The 18,817-nt window shown below is 36.5% G+C and carries 18 protein-coding genes and 1 other annotated feature; of the genes, 12 read left to right on the plus strand and 6 right to left on the minus strand.

Translation table 11 applies throughout. The annotated features are described in order from the left end of the window. Positions 1–120: 120 nt before the first annotated feature. On the minus strand, positions 121–945 hold the full coding sequence (gene proC, locus Q9B79_RS04055; RefSeq protein WP_306182721.1) for a pyrroline-5-carboxylate reductase: 825 nt from the start codon (positions 943–945) through the stop codon (positions 121–123). 340 nt (positions 946–1,285) lie between these two features. After that, positions 1,286–1,496 (plus strand) — a binding site (T-box leader). A gap of 144 nt (positions 1,497–1,640) precedes the next feature. Here proC and proB point away from each other — a divergent pair. Together proB and proA are read left to right on the plus strand one after the other, a co-directional pair. Then, positions 1,641–2,744 (plus strand): glutamate 5-kinase, encoded by a 1,104-nt coding sequence (gene proB, locus Q9B79_RS04060; RefSeq protein ID WP_306182722.1) that lies wholly within the window; start codon positions 1,641–1,643, stop codon positions 2,742–2,744. Positions 2,745–2,773: 29 nt separating this feature from the next. After that, positions 2,774–4,021 carry a gamma-glutamyl phosphate reductase gene (gene proA, locus Q9B79_RS04065; protein WP_306182723.1) on the plus strand — a complete coding sequence of 416 codons (1,248 nt, stop codon included), beginning with the start codon at positions 2,774–2,776 and terminating at the stop codon, positions 4,019–4,021. Between the two features lie 49 nt (positions 4,022–4,070). On the opposite strand, the gene Q9B79_RS04070 is transcribed toward proA, so the two are convergent. Then, entirely contained in the window at positions 4,071–5,264 is a 1,194-nt protein-coding gene (locus Q9B79_RS04070) for a NupC/NupG family nucleoside CNT transporter (protein ID WP_306182724.1), read from the minus strand. 165 nt (positions 5,265–5,429) lie between these two features. On the opposite strand from Q9B79_RS04070, the gene Q9B79_RS04075 reads away from it, so the two are divergent. The 6 genes from Q9B79_RS04075 to Q9B79_RS04100 all read left to right on the plus strand — a co-directional run bounded on the left by Q9B79_RS04075 (position 5,430) and on the right by Q9B79_RS04100 (position 10,358). Further along, positions 5,430–6,473 (plus strand): ArsR/SmtB family transcription factor, encoded by a 1,044-nt coding sequence (locus Q9B79_RS04075; RefSeq protein ID WP_306182725.1) that lies wholly within the window; start codon positions 5,430–5,432, stop codon positions 6,471–6,473. A gap of 51 nt (positions 6,474–6,524) precedes the next feature. Continuing rightward, positions 6,525–7,745 carry an MFS transporter gene (locus Q9B79_RS04080; protein WP_306182726.1) on the plus strand — a complete coding sequence of 407 codons (1,221 nt, stop codon included), beginning with the start codon at positions 6,525–6,527 and terminating at the stop codon, positions 7,743–7,745. 96 nt (positions 7,746–7,841) lie between these two features. Then, a complete protein-coding gene (hmoA, locus tag Q9B79_RS04085; RefSeq protein WP_000469496.1) occupies positions 7,842–8,168 on the plus strand; it encodes a heme-degrading monooxygenase HmoA in 327 nt (108 codons plus the stop codon). A gap of 69 nt (positions 8,169–8,237) precedes the next feature. Continuing rightward, complete coding sequence (locus Q9B79_RS04090) at positions 8,238–8,942, plus strand: nucleotidyltransferase domain-containing protein (protein ID WP_306182727.1); 705 nt, start codon at positions 8,238–8,240, stop codon at positions 8,940–8,942. A 203-nt stretch (positions 8,943–9,145) separates the two neighbouring features. Continuing rightward, positions 9,146–9,541 (plus strand): VOC family protein, encoded by a 396-nt coding sequence (locus tag Q9B79_RS04095; RefSeq protein ID WP_306182728.1) that lies wholly within the window; start codon positions 9,146–9,148, stop codon positions 9,539–9,541. 313 nt (positions 9,542–9,854) lie between these two features. Next, on the plus strand, positions 9,855–10,358 hold the full coding sequence (locus Q9B79_RS04100) for a GNAT family N-acetyltransferase (protein WP_306182729.1): 504 nt from the start codon (positions 9,855–9,857) through the stop codon (positions 10,356–10,358). Between the two features lie 122 nt (positions 10,359–10,480). Here the strand turns inward: Q9B79_RS04100 and lsrF are convergent, their stop codons facing one another. The 4 genes from lsrF to Q9B79_RS04120 are packed head-to-tail and all read right to left on the minus strand — an operon-like array spanning position 10,481 to position 14,152. Then, entirely contained in the window at positions 10,481–11,263 is a 783-nt protein-coding gene (lsrF, locus tag Q9B79_RS04105) for a 3-hydroxy-5-phosphonooxypentane-2,4-dione thiolase (RefSeq protein ID WP_000219783.1), read from the minus strand. Between the two features lie 6 nt (positions 11,264–11,269). After that, a complete protein-coding gene (locus Q9B79_RS04110) occupies positions 11,270–11,632 on the minus strand; it encodes a cupin domain-containing protein (RefSeq protein ID WP_000909989.1) in 363 nt (120 codons plus the stop codon). Between the two features lie 25 nt (positions 11,633–11,657). Beyond that, entirely contained in the window at positions 11,658–13,220 is a 1,563-nt protein-coding gene (lsrK, locus tag Q9B79_RS04115) for an autoinducer-2 kinase (RefSeq protein WP_306182730.1), read from the minus strand. Continuing rightward, the gene (locus Q9B79_RS04120) at positions 13,220–14,152 is read right to left on the minus strand and encodes a sugar-binding transcriptional regulator (protein WP_306182731.1); all 933 of its coding nucleotides are present in this window, start codon (positions 14,150–14,152) and stop codon (positions 13,220–13,222) included. The genes lsrK and Q9B79_RS04120 overlap by 1 nt, the downstream gene beginning before the upstream one ends. Before the next feature lie 197 nt (positions 14,153–14,349). Here Q9B79_RS04120 and Q9B79_RS04125 point away from each other — a divergent pair, with 197 nt between their 5' ends. Genes Q9B79_RS04125 through lsrB form a run of 4 tightly spaced genes read left to right on the plus strand, consistent with a single transcriptional unit; the run spans position 14,350 to position 18,807 of the window. Beyond that, the gene (locus tag Q9B79_RS04125; RefSeq protein WP_306182732.1) at positions 14,350–15,828 is read left to right on the plus strand and encodes a sugar ABC transporter ATP-binding protein; all 1,479 of its coding nucleotides are present in this window, start codon (positions 14,350–14,352) and stop codon (positions 15,826–15,828) included. Continuing rightward, complete coding sequence (locus Q9B79_RS04130) at positions 15,828–16,781, plus strand: ABC transporter permease subunit (protein WP_306182733.1); 954 nt, start codon at positions 15,828–15,830, stop codon at positions 16,779–16,781. Before Q9B79_RS04125 ends, Q9B79_RS04130 begins: the two co-directional genes overlap by 1 nt. Then, complete coding sequence (locus Q9B79_RS04135; RefSeq protein WP_306182734.1) at positions 16,778–17,767, plus strand: ABC transporter permease subunit; 990 nt, start codon at positions 16,778–16,780, stop codon at positions 17,765–17,767. The genes Q9B79_RS04130 and Q9B79_RS04135 overlap by 4 nt, the downstream gene beginning before the upstream one ends. Next, positions 17,764–18,807 carry an autoinducer 2 ABC transporter substrate-binding protein LsrB gene (lsrB, locus tag Q9B79_RS04140; RefSeq protein WP_306182735.1) on the plus strand — a complete coding sequence of 348 codons (1,044 nt, stop codon included), beginning with the start codon at positions 17,764–17,766 and terminating at the stop codon, positions 18,805–18,807. The genes Q9B79_RS04135 and lsrB overlap by 4 nt, the downstream gene beginning before the upstream one ends. Positions 18,808–18,817: the final 10 nt, after the last annotated feature.

Raw genomic sequence — 18,817 nt, forward strand, 5'->3', positions numbered from 1 at the left:
TAACCAAAAGAACGGACAAACTCAAGTGTTTATGAGTTTGTCCGTTTATTATTTTACGAAAGTGGGAGAGTATGTAATCCACTATTTTTTAATTAAATTCATAGCTAACGTGATCTTTTATTAGTTTTCTTTTTTCGTTTGACCAGACAGTTCAACAGACTTTTGTGTACAACGTTGCATAGCTGAAATAATGGCTGTTCGTAAGCCTTTTTCCTCTAATGTTGCTACAGCCTCTATCGTTGTTCCACCTGGAGAACAAACCATATCTTTCAATTCACCTGGATGTATTCCTGTTTCTAGTACCATTTTGGCAGAGCCTAACACAGCTTGAGCAGCGAATTTATATGCTTGATTTCTAGGCATACCATCTAATACAGCTGCATCTGCCATTGCCTCTATAATCATATATACGTATGCTGGTGAAGAACCACTTACTGATGTAACAACATCCATTAATTTTTCACTTACGATCTCTGCTTGACCAAAGCTATTGAAAATGTTTAGCACATCTTCTAAATCTTTTTCTGTCACCATTTCATTAGGGCATAATGCAGACATTCCTTCTCCAACAAGAGCAGGTGTATTAGGCATTACACGTACAACTTTTAATTTCTTATCAAAAGATTCCTCTGTACTTTTGATGTTTTTTCCAGCAGCGATTGTTACGATGATAACATCGTTTTTGATTACTTCTTTGATTTCGTTAATGACCGCTGCGTATAGGTCTGGTTTAATTGATAAAATTAAAATATCAGCATTTTTAGCTACCTCATTGTTGTCGGTAGTTGTAGTTATTCCATACTTTTCATTTGCCTGTTTTAAATTCGTAGTGTTTAAATCCGAACAAATAACATGATTTGCAGACACTACCTTTTTGTTTAGCATACCGCCAATGATAGCCATTCCCATATTTCCGCATCCGATGAATCCAATTTGTTTATCCATAATAACTCAATCTTACTCCTTTTATAATAAATTATATTATCTCGAAATTATTATTTTAAAATAATAATAACATCTCCATGCAATATAAAGAAACATTCTAAGAGAATATATCCCTTTTTGCAATAGTAAAAGATAAAAATGAATTATATTCGACATTTTGTAAATATATACACTATCATGTAAGGTTTTATATTTATGTATAGGAGTTAAGGTTATATCGATTTGTATTTTCATTCAGTAGGATAATATTTTCATACAAGTGCCTTGCCACTCTATTTATTTTTAAAAATACCTCTTGACACCAAATCGAACTATATCGCATAATATAAAAAAATTAAACCGAAAATCGTTGAAGGGAAATAGTACATATGTCTTCTTGCGAAAGAGAGTGGAATTCACCGGCTGAAAGATTCCTCGTATAGAATATATCGAACCTATCCCTGAGTCTTAAATGAAAGTTTAGGCGTTCGCCTGCGTTATAGGCGCCAAGTGGATATCTATGTATATCAATTAAGGTGGTACCGCGGAACAATGACCGTTTCGTCCTTTTTATTTTATTAAGGGCGAAGCGGTCATTTTTATTTTGCTCTTAAATAGGCTAGGTGTAGCACTGATAAGAATGGAAATCGCTGCAAGCTGTATGAAAAAAATGTAATGTATAAAAAACTTTGATTTTAGACTTGGGGGATACAAAAGTGAAAAAACAACGAATTGTTGTAAAGATTGGGAGCAGTTCCTTGGCAGATAGTCACGGAGGCATTTCTAAAGAACAACTTTCAGATCACGTTGCCGCATTGGCTCGATTGAAAGAGGAAGGGCATGAAGTGTTGTTAATTACATCTGGGGCCGTCGCTGCAGGTTTTTCAGCTCTAGGGTATCCTAGTAGACCTGTGACAATTAAAGGAAAACAGGCCGCTGCGGCTGTCGGACAAAGCTTGTTAATGCAGGCATACACGGAGGAATTCCGTAAATATGATATTGTACCTGCGCAATTATTGCTGACGAGAAGTGACTTTTCTAGAAAAGAACAATATAGTAACGCTTACGCTACTTTAGGGGAGTTGCTAAACCGTTCTGCTCTTCCAATCATTAATGAAAATGATTCCATCTCTTTAGAGGAGCTAACGTTCGGTGATAATGATATGCTGTCAGCTTTAGTAAGCGGACTTGTTTCAGCGGATATGCTCATGATTTTTACAGATGTGAACGGTCTATATGACAAAAATCCTCAGATAAATGCGGATGCGAAAAAATATTATTTCCTTCCTGAAGTTACGGAAGAAATCGCTTCTCTTGCTGGAGATGCTGGTTCAAAACTTGGGACTGGCGGTATGAAATCAAAAATTGATGCTGCGAAGACAGCACTTTCTCTTGGGGTGAGTGTATTTATCGGAACAGGACGTGGACAAGAGAAATTTGTAGATGTTTTGAAGGGCAAAGGTGATGGTACGTATGTCGGAAATGCCCCTCAAAAAGAAATGAAGATGAATAAGCAATGGATCGCGTTGCATTCACTTGTTAGCGGGCAAATTGAAGTAGACGCTGGAGCAGCTACAGCTATTATTCAGCATGGTAAAAGTCTTCTTCCTGCTGGCGTTACGAATGTGTCAGGATATTTCAAAGTTGGCGATGTCGTAGAAGTAATGACGCAACAAGGGAGCGTAATCGGAAAAGGACAATGCACATATAGTGCAGAGGAATTAAGAGAAATAAAAGGTATGCAAAGCCAACATATTCAGGCAAGAGGCGAAAGGCATAGTTATGAAGTCATCCATAGAGATCATTGGGTTTCACTTTAAGAAGAGGGATCAAAAAGGAGGAAATCAAAATGAATGAAGTGTTAGCAAAGGGAAAGAAGGCGAAAGAGATCGCTAGAGAGCTTGTGCTTAAATCTACAGAGCAAAAAAACGAAGCACTTTCTGTAATAGCTGATCAGTTAATATTAGAAACAGCTTATATTTTAGAAGAAAATAAGAGGGATATTGAAGAAGGTAAGGCAAAAGGGTTTTCTGATTCTCTCCTTGATCGCCTTATGCTGAATGAACAGCGTATTGTTGATATGACAGAAGGGATTAAGCAGCTAATTGAATTACGTGATCCTGTAGGAGAATGTGTAAGTGCATGGGAAAGGCCAAATGGACTATCTATTCAGGAAATGCGCGTACCACTTGGTGTTGTTGGGATGATTTACGAGGCAAGACCGAATGTAACAGTGGATGCTGCTACAATTTGTTTGAAGACAGGAAACGCAGTCATATTACGTGGTAGTTCTTCTGCTATTCATTCTAATAAAGCCATCGTTGCCGTTATTCACAGAGCGCTCAAACAAACAAGCTTACCTCAAGAAAGTGTACAGCTTATAGAAGATACAACGCGAGATAGCGCAAAGCAGTTGTTTACAATGAATGATTATCTAGACGTTCTTATTCCAAGAGGTGGCAAGCAATTAATCGATACTGTTGTGAGGGAAGCGTCTGTCCGAGTACTTGAAACAGGTGCGGGAAATTGTCATGTTTTCATTGATGAAACAGCGGATAAACAAATGGCATTTGATATTATTATAAATGCAAAAACGCAGCGTCCATCTGTATGTAATGCAATTGAAACGATTGTACTTCATGAGAAGTGGGCAGAGCAATATGGTAGCGAGTTGTTTTCTTCTTTGAAGGAAAGAGGCGTGGAGCTACGTGGTGATCAAAAAGCATTGGCAATTGATTCATCAATTGTACTTGCTTCAGAAGAAGACTGGGGGACAGAATTTTTATCTCTCACGCTAGCAGTTAAATTAGTTTCTTCTATAGAAGAAGCGATTCATCACATAAATATGTATGGATCTATGCATTCTGAAGCGATTATTTCAGAAAACGAGGAAAACGTCAGCAAATTTTTCGTATCTGTTGATGCTGCTGCGCTGTATCATAATGCATCAACTCGTTTTACTGATGGATCTGAATTCGGATTCGGAGCTGAGATTGGCATCAGTACACAAAAGCTACACGTAAGGGGACCAATGGGGCTTCCTGCATTAACTTCTACAAAATACGTCATTCGTGGAAATGGACAAATTCGAAAATAAAAATAAAAGACACTCCATTTGCTTGGGTGTCTTTTATTTTAAAAATTATTTACCATACAAAAAGCCCAACAAGCATAGCGCTTAATAAGGAAACAGCCATTCCGCTCACAAGAAGCTTCCAAACATTTTTCCCGATGACTGATGATTTTTCGCCGCCAAATAATGAATTGTAAGTTCCATAAATCATACCTACTGTACTAAAGTTAGCAAAAGAAGCTAGAAATGTTGTGGCAACCGCAACCGTATGCGGTTGTAAAGACTTTAAGTTTGATTTTAAATCCATCATTGCAACAAATTCATTCGTCGTTATTTTGATCCCCATTAATTCAGCTACATACATAGCATCACTGCCCGATAAACCGAGTAAAAAAGCGAAAGGACTAAAGATAATGGAGAAGATTTTTTGAATTGTTAACCCCGTTACAAAAAATCCTAAAATCCCATTTAAACATGCAGTTAAAGCTACATAACCAATTACCATAGCTAAAATAACGATAACCATATTCATCCCGACTAACATGCTGTTTGAAATAGTAGAAAAGAAATCCTTTTTTTCATGTTTGGAAGGTGTGTAAACAACATCTTCTTCTTTCGAAACTTCCACAGGATTTAATACATTGGCTAAAATTAATGCATTAATACAGTTTAAAGGGATTGCGCTGAAAATATATGTAGCTGGAACCATTGATAAATATGCGCCAAGAATGGATCCACTGACACTACTCATACTCATAATTCCAAAAGTTAATAAGCGATTTTCTTTTAAAACAGATAATTGATCACGAACAACCGCAAGTGCTTCAGTATTTCCTAAAAACATCATTTGAATCGAAAAAAAGCTTTCTAACTTTGGTAAACGAGAAATCTTTGAAATAACTGCACCTACTTTGTCAATAATCCAAGTTAAGATTCCAAAGTAAGAAAGAATATCAAAGAAGGTGATAACGAAAATGATAGGAAGTAATGCGCTAAAGAAGAAATCAATTGTTTGATTTTCCATAGCAGAAGGAAACGCAAACCGAATCCCTTCATTCGCACATGAAAGTAGCCAACTGAAAAATGACGCAATTTTATTAATGATAATACTGCCTAGCTTTGTGCCTAACATAAACCACGTAATAAAGAGCTCTAATATGATTAGAATAACGATTGGTCTCCATTTTATTTGTTTTTTATTAGGCGAACAGAGGAAAACGATTAATATGACAATGAAAATTCCTAACATATTTAATATAAAATACATGTCAACAACTCCTTGAAAGTTATTATTTGTATATAAAAAAGCTCCTATTCTTCTTAATTTAGAATGAATGTATTTCAACTCATATTTTATAAATTCTAAAAAAATAGAAGGGTAAATTCGATAAAAATAGAATTCAATATATAGCAAACAAGGAGGGGATAAAAAATGGAGGTTTATCACATAACGAGTAGAAAGAGGGAAACTTATCATGTTCAAGTGAAGTATTCGATACTTTTCGAATGCGCACTTGGCATTGCGGCAATTACTCATAAAAGGTTAATCGATACTCTTGAAAAAAGTCAAAATGAATGGGAAGAAATGAAAGAATCATTAACAGAAGAAATGAGAGAGCACTTACAGTTTGTAGAAGAACATAATACGTGGAAAGCGTTACTTCAGTTGTTGTATAAAGGGGAATTTCAGAACTTATCACAGTTTCATGCTAAAATCCATTCGCTTTCAGAAGTAGATTTGAAATATATATGCTTACCGTTTTTAGGCGAGAAGTATGAAAAGAAAAGACATTTAGCAGCAAGTGGAGACGTAACTGCAATACATGAACTAGAGGCGCTGACACAAGATCATCAGTTTTTCTCTACTTATATTCGTTTTATATGCGATGTTGATGTACAAGTGCTGAAAGCCCATTTAATTGCTGTTATGACAGGTTGGTATGAGAGCGTTATTCAGAAAGAGGAAGAAGAAATACTTTCTATATTAAAACGAGATTATGAAGCAAAGAGTGAAATGAATAAAAAGATGAAACCAGAAGAGTTTGTCGAGTGGGCTACAGGTGGCGTTCATTATATGCCAGAACCAAGTGTTCATCACGTGCTTCTTATCCCGCAAATAACGTACAGACCGTGGAATATTGAGGCGGATGTTGAAGATACGAAAGTATTTCATTATCCAGTTGCAAACGAAAGTATCCATCCTGAAGATCCATATGAACCGAACTATTTTTTAGTTCAAAAACATAAGGCACTTGGGGATGAAGCGAGGTTACGCATTGTAAAAATGTTGTTCGAACAAGAACGAACGTTGCAGGAAATTACAGAAAGACTGCAACTCGGTAAATCGACAGTACACCACCATTTGAAATTGTTACGTGCAGCGAAGTTAGTAGATATATGTGACGGGAAATATGTATTAAGAAAGAAAGCATTACAGTCGTTAGCAAAAGAATTAGATATGTTTTTGAATAGATAATTAACAACGAGAATGTACATAGAGGGAGGAATATAAAAGAAAAGTTGGTGTATGAAATTGAAAAATGTATTGAAAAATCGTTCGTTCTTTTTCATGTGGATAGGTAGCGCGATTTCAGAATTGGGCGGGAGCTTCGGAACGTTATGTAATTCGATTCTTGTTTATGAATTAACAGGGTCAAAAACAGCTTTAAGTAGTATGTGGCTATTATATTTCATTCCATCACTCATACTGCAACTAATAAGTGGCCCATTTATTGATAAATGGAGCAGGAAGTGGATTATGATTTTTTCACAATGGGTACGAGCTTCCGTTTTCTTATTGCCGTTCGTCATGATACTTACAAGTAATATAGAAGTTTGGCACATTTATATTGTTCAAATTGTAGTTGGGCTTATTACACCACTTTATACACCTGCAAGTCAAGCAATTACACCGAGCATTGTAAAGAAAGAACAACTTCAAGATGTAAATGCGTACATTGATGGAATGACTCGCCTTATGATGTTTATTGCGCCAGTATTAGGCGGAGTAGTCATTCATTGGATTGGAACAAAACTTGCATTATTCTTCGTATGCATTTGTTTATTTGTTAGTGGTACTTTCTTACTTTATATAAAAGAAAATAGAACATCACAATCCATTCGGAAAACGTGGCTAGAACAATTTCTTCACGGTTTTACATATTTTTTCACAAAACCAATCATCGTTTGGCTCGGTATATTTCTAACTTTCGTTCAATTTGGAGTAGGAGTAACAATGGTCACAAACCTTCCTTATATAAAAGATGAGCTATCAGCGGGATATGCGGAATTTGGTTATTTTATGGCCGGATTCCCACTTGGCTATGTAGTTGGATCTATACTAGTCGGAAAAGTAACATATAACAGCCGGCGTATACTTATGCTTGGAGGATTGTTTATAGGGGGACTCACATACATTTCGCTAGGTTTTAACCACAGTATTGTAATAGCGATAATACTTGAAATAATTGCAGGTGTTTGTATTGCCTTTTTCAATGTTTATAATACGACGATATGCCAACAATCAGTCCCGAACAATATGATAGGACAAGTATTTTCAGTACGATTATTTTTCATACGATCCGCTATGCCGTTAGGTGTTTTATTAGGAGGCATACTAAGTGAAATGTGGGGAATAAGAGCACTATACTTTATTATCGGTTCAATTATATGTGTCACTTCTTTAGTCGGAATATTACTCCCATATTTCAAATTTTTAGATGAGGCGATAGAAGAGAAAACAGCATAATTCGAAAAACTTAAACTTTATAATTGAAAATAATTATCATAATCAATTATAATGGAAGAATACTAGTATTCGTAATAAAAAGAAGGAGTGGATTATATGTTTATTGAAACGAAAACATTTACAGTAAAAGAAGGTACATCAAATATAGTTGTAGAACGTTTCACTGGAGAAGGTATTATTGAAAAATTTGAAGGCTTTATTGACTTGAGTGTTCTTGTGAAAAAAGTAAGACGCGGAGACGAAGAAGTAGTCGTTATGATTCGCTGGGAATCTGAAGAAGCATGGAAAAACTGGGAAACGAGTGAAGAACATTTAGCTGGACATAGAGCGGGCCGTGGTAAACCAAAACCAGATCATATCATTAATGTGGATCACGCAGTTTATTATGTGAAATCATCGAAAGCGGCTTATCAACAGTCGTAATATATAAGTAGAGGATACATGTTGTAGATGCTAACATGTATCCTCTTTTTGTAGTAATGGGGGATGGAAATGATGGAGAGTTTTTCATTCATTACAAATGAAAAACATAAAAAATTGGTACAAACAATTTTAAATGAATATTTATTTAGAGATAAAGTAAATGGATTCATGCTAATTGGATCTGTCGCAAGAGGTGACGCATATCCTGATTCGGATTTAGATTTTTATATTCTTTTAGAAGAAGGGCAAAAGAAGAAATTTCATTCTGAAACGAGAGAAGATATTTTAGTTGAATATAAGAGTGCAGATTTTAATCAAATTCAAGTAAACTTTAAAAACAATCCGATGGAACTATATTCATTTTTAGAAGGTGAAATTTTATTTGATAAAAGTGGAGACTTAAAAAAATTAAAGGGAATAGCTATATCTGAGTTTGAAAACTATCGTGTTTCTAGCGACAAAATGAAGGGTATTTCTCATTGGTTGCATAGTTCGTTAATTAAAATTCAATCTGCTTTGAAAGCAAATGATGAGTTAAAAGTTTCATACATAGTTCAAACTTCAACTTGGACATTGTTAGATGGGATATGGGCTGTAAATAATAAGCCTACACCGCCAGCAGGATCTGTTTTGAAGTATATTGAAACATTATCTAAAGTACCAACTGATTTTGAAGGTTTTATAAATAAACTGTTTTTAGGTGATACGACAGAACGTACCTCTGCAGCAATTTTCCTGATTGAGTGGGTTCTACACAATCTGGAAAATAAATAATGAGGCTATTTTATATAGGTAAATTAATATTTCACGTCGAACGGTTTATGGAATTGCACTCATAAAAAAACGTTCTAGACTATAGAAAAAAGTATTAGACTATAAAGCATAGTCTTAGACGGAACGCTTGAATATCTTTCCTTACATATTTAAATGTTATGAAAATGAGTCTATATACCCTCTGCTTAAAAGGAGATGAGCGAATGAAGTTGAATCACTTGAATCTATGTGTTGATGATTTATCAGAAGCGAGACATTTCTTTGAAACATTTTTTGATTTTCAATTTTTGGAGCAAAAGGGAAAGGCACTAGTAGTGATGAGTGATGAGAGTGGATTTATACTTGTGCTAAGCGATCCAAAAGCATTTAAGGGGAATAAGGAAGTGATGTATCCTGAAGCTTTTCATATTGGTTTTTTAGTGGATACTTCAAGTGAAGTTGATCAAGCATATAATCGATTAGTAGCTGGTGACATTGAAATAGACAAGGAACCGTATGCAATGAGAGGTAATAGTTATGGTTTCTATTTTACAATGTTTAATGGATTGTTAATTGAAGTATCCTGCCTTGACTATAAAGGTGGTAAGAAAATTCAATAGCAATCAACGAGAGAAATTGTTTGAAGATGTAAATATAGCTCCTTATCCAGTTTGGAAAGGGATTTGATTATTTTATTTGTATGATAAGCGAACAATAAATTGTTAATAAACTAGAGGATGTTCACCTTAAACGAAATATTATAGATTTAAAATGAAGTTTGATAAAAAGGTCTATTTTGTAAAAGAATCGCTTATATATAAAATGATATTAATATATGATGGTGAAAAAATTAGAGAATGAAGTAGGTTTCCCATATGGTAAAGTACGAAACTATTATAAGTAGTACCGTGAAATCAATAGGAGGTTACCGCTATGACAGCTGTTTTTAAAGATATGGCGTTCCAGCTAAGAACGGAACGACTCGACCTGAATATGTGGGAGGAATCCGATGCAGTCTGGCTTAGAGAACTAATTGGTGAACGTGGAGTGGAAATGCCAACCGTTGAATCTGTTCGTAACGATCTTATTGAGAAGCGCAAGATAGCAGTTGAAAATGGCATTTCTCTTCTCACTATTCGTAGACGAGACGAAGGAGATTTCATCGGTTACTGTGGCTTAATTATCGGTCGTTCCACGCTTGAAGAGCCGGAGATTGCATACGAGTTGTTCCGTAGTGCTCATCGCATGGGTTATGCGACAGAGGCAGCATCAGCGGTATTGGAGGCTGCGATTGCTACGGGGCGCAAAAGACTATGGTCTACTGTAGGCGCTTGGAATACTGCGTCTTTTCGGGTGTTAGAGAAGATAGGATTTAAGCGGCATCATAGTACGTTTGGCGAACGCGGTGAGATTGTTTGGAATGTGCGCGATTTGTAGGGACCTGGCCAAATTTGAAATAATAAGAAATGTCAAAGAAAGCCCATATGTTAGGTATGGGCTTTTCCTTATAGTAAATATTGATTTTTTATTTATTTAAGTGTAATAGTCTATCTCTCACCTTAATTTTTCACATCATTATATAATTCCAACGCCTCTTTCACATTCAATCCATTTTTCACAATACCATGTATCGCTTGAATCATCGCAGCTGGATGTTCAGATTGCCATATGTTGCGGCCCATATCTACGCCGATTGCGCCTTCTTGCAGTGCATTGTACGTAATGTTTAATGCGTCTTCAATTGAATCTAGTTTTGGACCACCAGCGATTACAACAGGGGCAGGGCAAGTACTCGTTATTTTTTCGAATCCTTCACAGTAATACGTTTTAATAATGTCAGCACCCATTTCAACACATACACGGGAAGCGAGTGCTAGAAAGCGTGCTTCACGTTTTTGTAATTCTTTCGCAACAGCAGTAATACCGAGTACTGGTAGACCATAATCGTGAGCTTCTGAAACTACATTTGCGAGATTTGTAACTGTTTGTGTTTCATAGTCTGATCCGACGAAAACAGATACACCTACGCCAATTGCATTTTGTTTTACTGCTTCTTTTACAGGGGTAACAATTGTTTCATTCGCTAAGTCTTTACCGACGACAGTAGCTCCGCCTGATACACGCATAACCATCGGTGTACTGCAATTTTCAGGAATGCATGAGCTAAGTACACCTCGCGTTAAAAAGAGAGAATCCGTGTAAGGAAGTAAGTTTTTAACAGTTTCCAGTGGCTGTTCTAGCCCGTGAATTGGTCCTAAAAAGTAGCCGTGATCTATCGCTAACATAACCGCTCTGCCATCAGGTAAAATTGTATTTAATCGATTTTTAAATCCCCAAGTCATTCAAAATCACTCCTTCGTTAATGTTGGATTTTCCGTTTGAACAGTATCCTTATTTGGTAAATGTGGTGACTTTATGAAAACCGCTTTAAAAGGTTTGTCAGAATGGTTAATAAGATAGTGAGATTCATGAGGGCGAACTTGCAGGACATCACCCTGTTTCATTGGAACTCTTTCGTTATTTACATAGAAATCTATTTCACCTTCTAATGCATAAAAGACCTCTTCGCACGTCGTATGATAATGGTTTTGAAACTCTTGTCCAGGCTGAATGACAACAAGACCAAGATCGATATTCGGACCTTGTATTAAATATTTCGGCCCGTTATCACCGAAGCGATAGGAGAAGTCATTTTCATTCGCTTTTAGCATACAGTTCACTCCTTTATGTAATGTGTTACAGTGCACCAGGCGCAATCCACATATGTGAGGTGAGCCCTTTATCAGCTAAAGCGAGCTGACTGTCATATACAGTTTTCCATGTTTCATAGAACTCTTTATATAGTTCGTGATTTTCAGTAATTGGTTCGAATGTTTGCTCCCACTGTACAAACTGTTCGGCAGTTTCTTCCATAGATGAATATATGCCAGCACCAACTCCAGCAGCAATCGCAGTTCCTAAAGCAGCTGCTTCTTTCACAACAGGTACTTTCACAGGAATACCAAGGACGTCCGATAAAATTTGTGGCCATAGTTTTCCTTTAGCGGCACCGCCAGCAAAAATGACTTCAGAAGGAAATGTTCCTGTGAGATTTTCTATTAATTTTAAGTTTCCAAGTGTAACGAAGGCGGCATTTTCTTCAATAGCACGAAACAGTTCTTTTTTTCCGCATTTGTCAGCGTCTAAACTTAAATTTAAAAAAGAAGGTGCGGCATGACGCCAAGAAATGTAGTTCATTACGTTTGAAAAAGTAGGGATAATACCATGTGAGCCGACAGGTACGTCTTTCGCTTGTTCTTCTAATAATGCATAAGCATCTACACCAAGCTTGTCAGCAAGTTTCTTTTCCTCGTAGCAAAAAGCGTCTCGAAACCAGCGCATAACAAGCCCTGGAAAAAATGCAATCGTTTCATATTGCCAAAGGTTAGGTACGACGTGACAATTTATTCGAATGGAAGCATGTGGATCCGTTATTGGCTCAGTAACATTCACTTCTTGCTGCCAAAAACTACCGCCGCATATTAATGTTTGATTAGGTCTAACTACTCCTGTTCCAAGTGATGCCATTTGTGCATCTCCGCCCCCGGCAACGACAGGAATTCCTTCACGTAATCCAGTTAATGCCGCACACTCTTTTGTGACGGTACCAATTACTGTACCAGCTTCATTTACTATTGGTGAAAATGGCAACGTTAAACCGCACTCGATAGCGACATCGTTATCCCATACTCTATTTTGCAGGTCAAAAATACCGGATGTACATCCGTTTGAAGGATCGATTTGTAGTACGCCACTTAGTTTATATAAAATCCAATCGTTTAACATCGTAAAAGAATGAATATTGCTATAGACGTCTGGTTCATGTTTTTTAATCCAAAGTAGGCGAGGTAAAGCGCCTAATGAAAAAGTTTGACCAGATCTAGTATATAAATCTTCTTCAAGATGTGACCGTATTTCTTTTAGCTCACTAACTTCAGCCGATGCACGCCCATCAACATTTGCGCAAGCCCATATTTCTTGCCCACCTTTATCATATAAAACAAAACCTTCTCGCATACTAGTAGCGCTAATAGCTAAAATAGAAGAGGGCGTGACATTACTTCTTTGTAAAACTTCTTTCGTGCACTGTTGTACTAGCTTCCAGTTTTCTATAACATCAAAATTCATAGAACCTGGGTAACGAGGATCTGTATTATGAACCCATTCTTTTTGACTGACCGCAATTTGATTACCTAGTAAATCAAAAAGAACAGCTCGAATGCTTCCTGTACCAGCATCAAAAGCTAATAAATGAGACATTAACAATCACCATCCTTTCGTAATAAGGAGAGGGCCGTTTCCTCATCAGTAATTAATGTATGAATGAACTTTCCTTTTAAGGCACCATAAATTGCATCTATCTTTTCTATACCTCCAGCAACACCCACGACATGTTTCATTTTGCGCAGAATCGAGAGCGGCGTACCGATTAGTCGATTATGATGTGGGAGCTTTAATAAATCACCATTCGTATTGTAAAACTGCCCTAAAATATCACCAGCTCCGTTTTGACTACGAATATATGTCATCTCACGTAGCGTTAACTTTTCTTCCTTTACAATCGTAGCGTCTTGAGATAATCCTCCAATACCGACAACTGCCGTATGTGCAAGTGAAGCGACATGAAGCATATCTTTTACACTCGGTTCTGATAGAATACTTTGTGCCATTTCGGTTGTAGATGCTAGAAACGGCGTAGGGATAATATGAAGATCGCCTTGCATGTAGTGTAAATAGTTTTGTTTTCTTGGGAGATAGTGATTTACTCCGCCAGTTAGCGTTACGATTGAAAGATTAATAGAACTTTCAAAATGAATATTTTCTAGCATTTTGCTAATCGTTTCGCCCCATCCAATGCCGAGTAAATCACCTTGCTGGAGCTGAGTTTCTAAATATTGTGCAGCAGCTTTTCCGAGAGAAGCGTGATAATTGTCTATTGGAGTAGGGATAATGAAAGCATCTTTTAAGTGGAATTTTTTCATCAGGTCACGCTCAATACTTAAACAGTGTAAACCAGTCCCTTTTACGTGAAATGTAACGATCCCTTCACTGCGCGCCTTTTCTAATAAACGGACGACTTTATTTCTTGAAATATGAAGGAGTGAAGCAATCTCCTGTTGTGTTAATTGATCTTTATAATAGTACCAAGCTACTTTCGTTAATAAATTCTGTTCAAAGTTCAGCTGTGTCATACTCGTCATCCCTTTCAACAATTGACCACTGCTTAAACATATGTGCCATATATTTTGTTTATTCCAGTTGAAACGATTAATTGTCTGGTGAAAAAAGTGTTCTAGATATGAAAAAAGGAATATACAATGCTACAAAACAAGTAGAACAAATAATCATTTTCTCAAAAAATGTTCTGAATAAAGGTAGGTGACATCATGTGGAGAACGTACCCTTATTACAAGTAAAGAAAATGAGTAAGGCGTTTTCAAATCAACTTGTGTTAAAAGAGGTGAACTTACAAGTAGAGCGTGGCGATATATACGCTTTAGTTGGAGGAAATGGTGCTGGAAAATCAACATTAATGAAAATATTAACGGGGTTATATTCGTATGATAGTGGAGAAATGTATGTAAAAGGAATGAGGAAACAGTTTGTAAATCCGAAAGAAGCACACCGAGACGGGATTTACTTAATACCACAAGAACCACTCATTTTTCCCCATATGACCATTGAAGAAAATATATGTATCGGACTAAAAGGGAAGGAAAAGGAATTAAAAGTAAAGATTCAGCAATTGATGGACAGTTTAAGGTGGGATATTGATCTTAAAGAACTAGGAGGATCACTGTCCATTGCGCAGCAACAGTTAGTAGAAATCGTTAGAGGATTAATACGGGAAGCCGAGATTCTTATTTTAGATGAGCCAACATCGACATTAACAACTCATGAAATAAAGAGTCTTTTTGTGCTGATGAAAAGTTTACAAGAAAAAGGAATTGGAATGATATATATTACGCATCGCTTTCCAGAAATCTTTGAAATTGCGAACAAAGTAGCGATATTACGTGACGGAATGATTGTAAGCCAAGGTGATATATGTGACTATACATATGACATGTTAATGGAGGGGCTATTGCCGAAAGGGTATAAACAAGAAGAGAAAAGAGAAGTAGTGCAAGAGACAAAAGAAACGAAAAAAATATTAGAAGTAACGGATATAACGAGTCACGCATTCGAAAATATATCATTTACTGTACATGCTGGGGAGATTGTAGGTATTGCTGGCATTGTTGGATCAGGCAGAACGGAATTAGCAGAAACCATATTTGGATTGAAGTCTATAAAATCAGGTTCTATTTTATTAGAAGGAAAATCAATTGATTCATGCTCTTTGCATAAAAGACTAAGCGAAGGACTAGTTTATGTGCCAGAGGATAGAGCAAGAAATGGTATTTTCTCAATTGCATCAGTTAAAGAAAATATGACTGCAGCAAGTTTACATCAGAATAGTCGTTTTTTCATTAACCATGAAAAAGAAAGCGCTTTAGTAAGGTCGTATGTAGAACAGTTTCGAATTGTTGTAAGGAGCATGGATGAAGTTCTAGCGTCCTTATCGGGAGGTAATCAGCAAAAAGTCGTGCTGGCAAAATATCTTGCGTGTAATCCGAAAATGATTATTCTTGATGAACCGACTCGCGGAATTGATGCGAAAGCACGGATTGAAGTATATGAGACGATAGAAAAAATGAAAAGGCAAGGGCTCGCAATATTATTAATCTCTTCCGATGTTGAAGAAATCGTTCAATTAGTAAATCGTGTATATGTAATGCGAAATGGACATTTTGTTTCCCATTTAGAGAAACAAAATATGACTGTAAATGAAGTTACACGTCTTGCATACGGAGGTGTAACGTAATGAAACGTATGTATAAAATGCACGAAACATCTATCATACTATTATTACTCATTTACATTGCCGTTGTCGGAATGATAAATCCAAGTTTCGTTCAGCTTAACTCGTTATCTTTAATGATGAAATCAAGCGTTATTTTAATCGTGCTAGCAATTGGCCAATCGTTCGTCTTATTTACGAAAAATATAGACGTATCAGTCGGTTCAATTATGGGATTAAGCGCAGCTGTTTGTGGAATGTTGTTAACGGATGGATATCATGCATTTTTGTCCATATTTGCTGCTATTTTACTTGGCGCTATTCTCGGTTTTATAAACGGTATTGGTGTTGCGAAGTTTCGGGTACCAGCTATTATTATGACATTAGGTATGTTAGGGGTCATTAGAGGTGCGATGTTAATCTTCACAGGTGGAAAGTGGATTGAAGATATACCAAATAATTTTAAGCAACTGTCATCGATCGTCATACTTGGTTTGCCGATAATTGTATGGGTTGTTCTTATTATTTTACTACTACTATACTTCTTTTTAAGGAAAGTGCCATTCGGAAGATACTTTTATGCGGTAGGTGATAATGAAGATGGCGCGAGACTCATTGGTATACCTGTTAATAAAGTAAAGATATATGCATTTATGATTTCAGGCATAAGCGCTGCGCTCGCTGGTTGCATATTTGTCATGAATATCGGGTTCGTTCCAAATCAAACAGGTACCGGGATAGAACTACAGGTTATCGCAGCAGCTGTATTAGGAGGAGTTCATTTAAAAGGAGGAACGGGTTCTATAGTTGGAGCTGCATTAGGAGCGATATTTTTAGAGGCGATAAGCAGTTCACTCGTCTTTTTAAAAATACCAGCATTTTGGAATAATGCTATTTCAGGTTTCTTATTATTACTAATCGTCATATTAGATAGTGTTATGAAAAAGTGGAAGGCAGAAAGGAGGATGAACCTATGAAGTATGTATACAGATGGGAAGGTGTTCTAATCGTATTACTTCTAATAGAATTCATTCTCTTTAGTTTTATAAATAGTGATTTCTTAAATATTAGTAATCTCCTTTATAGTACAAATGATTTCCTATTTATCGCAATCGCGGCGATACCAATGACTTTCGTTATTGTAACAGGAGGAATTGATGTATCGGTCGGCTCAATAATGGGGCTCACTTCCATCTTGATTGGTGTACTTTGGATGAATGGAACACCTATTTTTCTAGCGGTCATATTAACTCTTATAATTAGTTGTTTAGCAGGAGCTTTAAACGGAATCATTATAAAAATGACAGATGTAGAGCCACTTGTCGTCACACTCGGAACGATGTTTTTATACGGCGGAATTGCACTCGTCATTTCAGGAGGGGCAGGTGCTTCTGGATATGAAGGGATAAGTGGTTTACCTGACGCATTTGTACAACTGGCAAACGGTAGTTTTATAGGGATACCGAATTTATTATGGTTATTGATTATATTAACGATTTTATGCACTGTATTGTTTCACCGTACTATTTATGGGCGCCACGTCAAATTAACAGGTGCGAACGAAAATACCGCAAAATACACTGGGATCAAAACAAAAAAAGTAGTCATCATCGCTTACATACTTTCCGGGTTAGGAGGTGGATTAGGGGGCGCTTTCTTAACTGCATATTTCGGTTCCGCCCGTGCTGATATGGGAAGTGAAACGATTTTACCAATCATTACAGCAGTCGTATTAGGCGGGACACTTATTACAGGGGGAAAAGGAAGTATTATCGGTACTGTACTAGCGAGTATTTTTATAGGACTCATGCAGTATGGCTTACAAATGACGGGGTTAACAAATGAACAATCTAACGTAGTTATTGGTATTATTCTTATTCTTTCAGTTATTATGAGACATTTCAAATTACATCAATTCACACCGTGGAAAAGAAAGAACTTGCATAAGGGGGAAATGTCATGAAGAGAAAACTGGGGATTATATTAATAGTATGCATTTGTTTAATCGGTTTAATCGCTTGCTCTAGTCAAACGGCAGATAAGAAAAAGGCAGATGATGTGAAATTTGCATTCATTCCGAAATTAACTGGAGTTGGCTTCTTTACATCGGGTGGTGAAGGAGCAAAAGAGATGGGAGATAAGTTAGGCGTACAAGTGAAATATGATGGACCGTCTGAAGCAAGTGTATCAGGTCAAGTGAAATATATAAACAACTTTATTAATCAAAACTATGATGTACTTATGGTCTCTTCTACGTCAGTAGATGGTCTATCACAATCATTGCAACGTGCTAAGAAAAAAGGGATGACTGTTTTAACATGGGATTCTGATGTCAATCCGAAAGACCGTTCATTTTATATAAGCCAAGGAACACCAGATCAACTTGCTAATTTATTAATTGAAATGACTTCTAAACAAATTGGAGATAAAGGAAAAGTAGCTTTCTTTTACTCTAGCCCAACAGTAACGGATCAAAACCAATGGGTAACGAAAGCGAAAGAAATTATTAAAAAGAAATATCCGAACTGGGAAATTGTAACAACGCAGTACGGTGAAAATAATGCGCAAAAGTCTTTGTCTGTAGGGGAGAACATATTAAAAACGTATCCGGATATTAACGCCGTCATTTGTCCAGATGCAACGGCACTTCCGGCAATGGCACAAGCAGCTGAAAATTTAAAAATGGATAAAAAAGTAGTCGTAACTGGATTTTCTACACCGAACGTTATGCGTGATTATGTAAAACGAGGAACAGTACAACAATTCGGATTATGGGATGTCAAACAGCAAGGTGCGTTGGCAACTTATGTAGCAAATGAAATTGTTGTAAAAGGGAAGAAGTTAAAAGTAGGGGATAGCTTCGAAGTAAAAGGAATCGGAAAAGTGAAAGTAGAGCCAAACTCCATTCAAGGATATGATTATGAGGCAGAAGGAAATGGAATTATCGTGTTACCAGAGAGAGTTGTATTTACGAAGGATAATATTGATAAATATAATTTTTAGTAACGAAAAA

It is taken from the genome of Bacillus sp. MHSD_36 (assembly GCF_030757775.1).
GTDB lineage: Bacteria > Bacillota > Bacilli > Bacillales > Bacillaceae_G > Bacillus_A.